Origin of the sequence: Chromobacterium aquaticum (assembly GCF_021129195.1) — a bacterium.
Lineage (GTDB): Bacteria > Pseudomonadota > Gammaproteobacteria > Burkholderiales > Chromobacteriaceae > Chromobacterium > Chromobacterium aquaticum.
This window is the reverse complement of record NZ_JAJOHW010000179.1, coordinates 1-5,550: the sequence shown is the minus strand read 5'-3', so window position 1 is coordinate 5,550 and position 5,550 is coordinate 1. Positions and strand designations below refer to the sequence as shown.

Sequence of the window (5,550 nt, the reverse complement as noted above, 5' to 3'; positions counted from 1 at the left end):
GGCCTCGTCCAGCGCCGCCACGTCGAGATTGACGCTGGCGTGGTAGAGCCGGTAGGCGCAGTAGTCGTAAAGCCGCGCCAAATTAGTGACCACCTCGCCGCCGGAATCGAAGTCCAGCGCGCTGGACAGGCCGTTGAGGATGTTGATGCACTTGCTGATGCTCTCGCCCTTTTGCTCATAGCGCTGGTTTTCCAGATGGCCGCGCGCGCGCGCCATTTCTTCCAGCAGGCCGTCGAACAGCACCAGCACCAATTGCACCGGCGAGGCGGCGTGGGTCTGCGCTTCCAGATTGACCGCGTGATAGCTGCGGTAGGCGTCGTATTCCACGTTGTCGTGCTCCTGTTCTAATCAATAGGCGGGAGGTCGTCCCTCCCGCCGAATTTTGTGCGGCCAAGCAAATCCGGCGACGGAATCAGAAGGACAGCATGCCCATGGTTTTCTGCATGTCTTCCTGCATCTTCTGCAACTGGGTGAATTGCGTCAGATAGCGCTTGTAGCTCTGGTCGTACTGGGCCTTCAGCCGCACCTGGCGGCTGTCCAGGTCTTTCTGGATGCGCGCCTCGGAATCCTTGCGCAGCTTGAGCAGACCGCTGCTGCCGTTCAGCCATTTGTCCAGGTAGTCGCTGCTTTGCTTGACCACGCCGTTCTTGTTGTCGCCGTTGACGAAACGATCCAGCGCGTCCGGCTTGTCCTTCAGCGTTTCGTTCAGCTTCTTGCTGTCCAGGCTCAAGCTGCCGTCGCGGTTGGCCTTGATGCCCAGCTGGTTCAGGGTGATGCCGTCGTATGACTGGCGCAGCAGGCTGTTGATGCCGTCTTTCAGGCTGCGGATGCCGGAGTCGCTGGCGAAGGGGCCGCCGGCCTTGCCTTCCTTGCCCGGCGCGGACAGATCCGTGATCGCGCTGGCCAGCTTGTTGTAGCTGTCGACGAAGCCCTGCACATTGCTGACGGTGTCGGCCTCGTTGCGCGCGACATTGAGCTGCAGCGGAGTGTCGCCGGTCTTCATCGCCTTGCTGATGGTCAGATTGACGCCGTCTATGCTTTCAAAGGTGTTGGACGCCTGCTTCATCTGCACGCCGGTATCCTTATTGCCCAGCCAGACGATGGCGTCCTGGCCCTTGGTCAGTTCCTTGGGGCTGGCGAGGCCGCTTTTGAGGCCGGCGTCGCTGACCTGGCTCAGGTCCAGCGAGATGGCGCCGCTCTCGCCGGTCTTGCCGGAGGACATCACCAGCTGGCTGGTGCCGCCGTTGTTCAGCACCATGGCGTTGACCTTGCCGCTGTTGCCGCTGGCGCGGTTGATCGCCAGCGCCAGTTCCGACGGCGACAGATTGCCGTCGCCGTCGCGGTCGGCGCCGTTGAGGTCCACTTCGAAACTGTCGCTGCCCTGGCGGATGGTGATCTTGTCGCCGGCCTGGGCCTTGGCGCCGGACAGGCTGCCGAAGGACAGCTGGTGCGCGGTGGCCACTTGCTCGATGAACAGCGAGTAGTTGCCCGGCTGGGCATTGCCCTTGGCGCTGACGGTGGCGAAGCCTTCCTGGCTGATGCTGGCGTTCATCGCCACCAGGCTTTTCTTGGTGGTGATGCCGGACAAGGCGCTGCGATAGTCTTGCAAGGCTTTTTGCAGCTTGCTCAACGCGTCGCCACGCGCCTGCGCCGCCTTGCTCTGGGTGTCCAGCTGGTTCTGGGCGTCTTGCAGATACAGGCTGGCGGCGTTCTGGGCCAGCGCCGAGGGCGGAGTCTTGCTGAAATCGATAGCCATTTGAAATCCTTTCGCTGTGCGCGGGCCTGAGCGGCGGCCGGGCGGGAAGATGGACAGTAGTTACTGTTCAGGGCGACCGCAGCCAGGCCTTTCTTGAGCCCTCGTGAATAATCACGCCCCGCGCAGCCAGGCTTGCCCGGCCAATTCGTCGGTTTGCTTCTGTTCTTTCTTCAGGCGCAGACGCAGCAGGCTTTCCGCCGCCTGGTCGCGCACCTGGACCATCACTTCGCGGCGCAGGCTGGCTTGCAGCAGCGCGCGCTGGCTGACCGCGGCGTCGGCCTCGGCCAGTTGCAGATCCTGCTGCTGCGAGGCCATCAAGCCCAGCAGCGCGCCCTTGTAGTCGGCGCAGTTGCGCGCCAGCGCCGGGTGGCCGGCGTCGGCGCTGGCGCCGCTCTGGCCGCACAGCTCGCCCATGCGCAGGATGTTGCGGCGGTAGCGCTCCTGCAGCTGGCGCTTGTGCTCCACCTCGCTTTGCAGGCGGTCCACGTCCTGTTGCCGCAATTGGACCATCAGGCCCAGGCGGCGCACATCTTCGGGCTGGCTCATGTCGCTAGCATCTCCATCAAACCGTTGCGGCTGTCTTCATAGCTCGCGGCCTCGACCGCTCCCTGGCGCAAAAAGGCCTCCAGCCTGGGCATCAGCCGCACCGCGCGGTCGGTGTCGGCATCGGCGCCTGCCACGTAGCCGCCCAGCGGGATCAGGCTGCGCACTTCCTGGTAGCGCGACCAGGCGCCGCGCGCGCCGCGCGCCGCCTCGGCGTGCTCCGCCGCGGTCAGCTGGCTCATGCAGCGGCTGACCGAGCGGCCGATGTCGATGGCCGGATAGTGGCCGCGCTCGGCCAGCTCGCGCGACAGCACGATGTGGCCGTCCAGGATGGCGCGCGCGGTGTCCACCACCGGGTCTTGCTGGTCATCGCCCTCGGCCAGCACCGTGTAAATGGCGCTCATGCTGCCGGCGCCGCCCTCGCCATTGCCGGCGCTCTCCGCCAGCGAGGGCAACAGGCCGAACACCGACGGCGGATAGCCGCGGGTGGCCGGCGGCTCGCCCAGCGCCAGCGCCACTTCGCGCTGCGCCATCGCGTAACGGGTCAGCGAATCCACCAGCAGCAGCACATTGCGGCCCTGATCGCGGAAATGGGCGGCGATGGTGTGGGTCAGTTCGGTGGCTTTCAAGCGCATCAGCGGCGATTCGTCCGCCGGCGCCACCACCAGCACCGCCTTGGCCAGGCCCTCGGCGCCCAGCGAGTGTTCGACGAATTCGCGCACTTCGCGGCCGCGCTCGCCGATCAGGCCCACCACCACCACATCGGCCTCGGTATGGCGGGTGATCATGCCCAGCAACACGCTCTTGCCGACGCCGGAACCGGCGAACAGGCCGACGCGCTGGCCGCGGCCTATGGTGAGCAGGCTGTTGATCGCGCGCACGCCCACGTCCAGCGGCGCGGATACCGGCTGTTTTTTCAGCGGATTGACTTGCGGCGGATGGGCGGCCAGCGGCTGTTCGCCGCCGAGGCGGCCCAGCCCGTCCAGCGGCTCGCCCAGGCCGTTGACGATGCGGCCGAGCCAGGACGGCCCTATCATCAGGCCGCCGCTGTCCGCGGCGGGCAGCACCCGAGCGCCGGTGCTCAAGCCCACCGGCTTCTTGAACGGCATCAGGTAGGAGACTTCGCGCTTGAAACCCACCACCTGGGCTTGCAGCCAGCCGCCGCCGGTGGTTTCGATCACGCAGCGCTGGCCGGTTTCCAGCGGACAGCCGACGCTTTCCAGCAGCAGGCCGGACGCGCCCACCAGGCGGCCGCTGACGGTGGCCACCGGCACCTCGGGCAGTTCCAGTCGTCCCAGCGCCTGACGCAGCATGGCTTAAGCCTCCGCCTGTTCCGCCGCCGGCGTGGCGGCGTCGCTTTGCAATTGTTCGCGCACGGTGGCGATGCAGGCCTCCAGCCGCTGCTGACAGCCGGCGTCGGCTTCGGATTCCGGCGTGCGGATCCGGCATTCGCCGTGCGACAGCTGCGGGTCCGCCACCAGGCGCCAGCGCGCGGCGCGCTCCGGCGCCAGCTCTCGAATACGCTGACATTCCTCGGCGTTGAGCAGGATTTCCACTTCGTCCTGTTGGTATTGGCCCGGCGGCAAGGCGGCCAGGGTTTCGTCCACCAGGTCCAGGATCTGCACCGGCTTGAGCGCCAGTTCGCAGCGGATCACCTGGCGCGCCACCTTGGCCACCAGCTCCACCACTTCGTCGCGCATCGCAGCCTGGTATTCCTCGCTGACGCGGCGCAGTTCGGCCAGCGCCGCTTCCAGCGGGCGGCCGAGGTCGGCCAGGCCGGCCTGGGCGTCGCGGCGCGCCGTCGCCAGCCCTTCCTGGCGGCCCTGCTCCAGGCCCGCGGCATAGCCGGCGTCGCGGCCGGCGGCTTCGCCGCTGGCCAGACCTTCGTTGTAACCGGCATCCATGCCCTGGCGGAAGCCGTCGGCGGCGGAAGCCTGGATCTGGGCGGCGTCCTGGCCGTCCAGCGGCTGTTCCAGCGCGCTGTGGATCAGCGGCGGAAAGCGGAATGGTCGCCAGGCCTTCACTCGACCACTTCCTCGGGGAATAGCTGCAGATCGATTTCGCCGGCCTGGGCCAGCTGTTTGACCTGGGCCATGATGTCGGCGCGCACTTCTTCGACGCGGCTGAGCGGCACCGGTCCGGAGCGGCGCATCATCGCGTCGAAGTTCTGCGCCTGACGGCGCGGCATGGTCTGGACGATGGCTTCGCGCACCGCCGGCTCGGCGCCCTTGAGCGCGATCGCCCATTGTTCCAGCGCGATGTCTTCGCTGATGCGCATCAGCACCGCTTCGGTCTGGCGCGACAGGATGAAGAAGTCGTACATGCGGGTTTCGATTTCTTCGACGATGTCCGGGTCGTGGGCGCGCAGCAGCTCCATCATGCGCTGGCGGTCGCCCGGCAGCCGGTTGATGATGTCGGCGGTCTGCTGCATGCCTTCCACCGCGGTGCTCTGGGTGTGCAGGCTTTCCAGGCAGCGGTTGACCAGCTCTTCCAGTTCTTCCAGCAGCTCGCGGTCCACGTCCTTGAGCCGGGCCACATTGACCAGCACGCTGTCGCGGCTGTCCGCCGGCAGCGCGTCCACCACCTGGCCGGCCAGCGCCGGCGGCAGGAAGGCGAGGAACACCGCCTGCATGCGCACGTGCTCGCCGGCGATGCGGTCCGCCAGCCATTGCGGCGACACCCATTGCAGCCGCGCCATCTTGGGACGGATGGCGTCGCCGTAAATGGTGTCCAGCACGCTATTGGCGATGTCGCTGCCCAGCGCCAGGTCCAGCGAGCGCTTGAGGAAGGCGCGGCTGGCGCCGTGCACCCCGCTCTGCTCGCGGTATTCGTCGAAGAATTTCTGTATCGTGGTCTTGACCGCGTCCACCTTGATGCCGCTCATGCCGGACATAGCCTGGGTCACTTGCAGCAGTTCCTCGCGGCTCAGGCAGCGCAGCACGGCGGCGGCCGGCTCCTCGCCCATGCACAGCAAGAGCACGGCGGCCTGTTCTATCGTGTTCATCGCCTCGGCGGCGGGCGCGGCGGCGGCGGCGGCCGGCGTCATCGCCGGCGCTAGCGCGTTATTGGTTTCGTCCATTCTTCTGCACCCATTGTTTGACGACTTCGGCGACGCGTTCCGGCTCTTTGGCGGCCAGGCCCTTCAGGTGGTCGACCAGAACGTCGACGCTGGAGCCGGCCGGCGGCAGATCGTAGTTTTCCAGCAGCGGCACCACCGGGCTGGCGCCGGCGCCGGCCGCGGCGGCCAGCGC

6 protein-coding genes and 1 pseudogene are annotated in these 5,550 nt (G+C 67.2%); all 7 read right to left on the bottom strand.

The features are described from left to right. The coding region (gene fliS / locus LQT98_RS22135) for a flagellar export chaperone FliS (RefSeq protein ID WP_231465246.1) at window positions 1-327 on the bottom strand (327 nt) is incomplete at its 3' end. Between the two features lie 85 nt (window positions 328-412). After that, the gene (gene fliD / locus LQT98_RS22130; protein ID WP_231465244.1) at window positions 413-1,756 is read right to left on the bottom strand and encodes a flagellar filament capping protein FliD; all 1,344 of its coding nucleotides are present in this window, start codon (window positions 1,754-1,756) and stop codon (window positions 413-415) included. Between the two features lie 111 nt (window positions 1,757-1,867). After that, window positions 1,868-2,302: a flagellar export protein FliJ gene (gene fliJ, locus LQT98_RS22125; RefSeq protein WP_048407817.1), complete on the bottom strand. Its 435-nt coding sequence runs from the start codon at window positions 2,300-2,302 to the stop codon at window positions 1,868-1,870. Then, the gene (gene fliI / locus LQT98_RS22120; protein ID WP_048407816.1) at window positions 2,299-3,612 is read right to left on the bottom strand and encodes a flagellar protein export ATPase FliI; all 1,314 of its coding nucleotides are present in this window, start codon (window positions 3,610-3,612) and stop codon (window positions 2,299-2,301) included. Before fliI ends, fliJ begins: the two co-directional genes overlap by 4 nt. A gap of 3 nt (window positions 3,613-3,615) precedes the next feature. Then, entirely contained in the window at window positions 3,616-4,323 is a 708-nt protein-coding gene (gene fliH / locus LQT98_RS22115; RefSeq protein ID WP_231465242.1) for a flagellar assembly protein FliH, read from the bottom strand. Then, complete coding sequence (locus tag LQT98_RS22110) at window positions 4,320-5,378, bottom strand: flagellar motor switch protein FliG (RefSeq protein ID WP_082150806.1); 1,059 nt, start codon at window positions 5,376-5,378, stop codon at window positions 4,320-4,322. Before LQT98_RS22110 ends, fliH begins: the two co-directional genes overlap by 4 nt. Next, a pseudogene (locus LQT98_RS22105) lies at window positions 5,362-5,550 on the bottom strand (flagellar basal-body MS-ring/collar protein FliF); the annotation flags it as partial. The pseudogene LQT98_RS22105 and the gene LQT98_RS22110, both read right to left, overlap by 17 nt.